1 pseudogene is annotated in these 672 nt (G+C 61.3%); it reads left to right on the top strand.

Features of this window, described 5'->3' with window-relative positions:
- Positions 1 to 672 (top strand): annotated as a pseudogene (locus NK1_RS33200) (DNA-directed RNA polymerase subunit beta); the annotation flags it as partial.

Below are 672 nucleotides of genomic sequence, written 5' to 3'. Positions count from 1 at the left end.
GAGATGGCGTTGGGTAAGAACCTGCTGGTGGCGATCATGCCGTGGGAGGGTCACAACTACGAGGACGCGATCATTCTGTCGCAGCGTCTGGTGGAGGAGGACGTGCTGACCTCGATTCATATCGAGGAGCACGAGATCGATGCTCGCGACACCAAGCTCGGTGCCGAGGAGATCACCCGCGATATCCCGAACGTGTCCGACGAGGTGCTGGCGGATCTGGACGAGCGTGGCATCGTCCGTATCGGTGCCGAGGTGCGCGACGGTGACATCCTGGTCGGCAAGGTGACCCCGAAGGGTGAGACCGAGTTGACCCCCGAAGAGCGGTTGTTGCGTGCGATCTTCGGTGAGAAGGCCCGCGAGGTGCGTGACACCTCGTTGAAGGTGCCGCATGGTGAGTCGGGCAAGGTGATCGGTATTCGTGTGTTCTCGCGTGAGGACGACGACGATCTGCCTCCGGGCGTGAACGAGCTGGTGCGCGTGTATGTGGCGCAGAAGCGCAAGATTCAGGAGGTGACAAGCTCGCGGGTCGTCACGGCAACAAGGGTGTCATCGGCAAGATCCTCCCCAAGGAGGACATGCCGTTCATGCCCGACGGCACTCCGGTCGACATCATCTTGAACACCCATGGTGTGCCGCGTCGTATGAACATCGGCCAGATCCTGGAAACCCACC

It is taken from the genome of Nocardia kruczakiae NBRC 101016 (assembly GCF_001612965.1).
Taxonomy (GTDB): Bacteria; Actinomycetota; Actinomycetes; order Mycobacteriales; family Mycobacteriaceae; genus Nocardia; species Nocardia kruczakiae.
The sequence above is the reverse complement of the archived record's forward strand: the minus strand, read 5'-3'. Positions and strand labels throughout refer to the sequence as shown.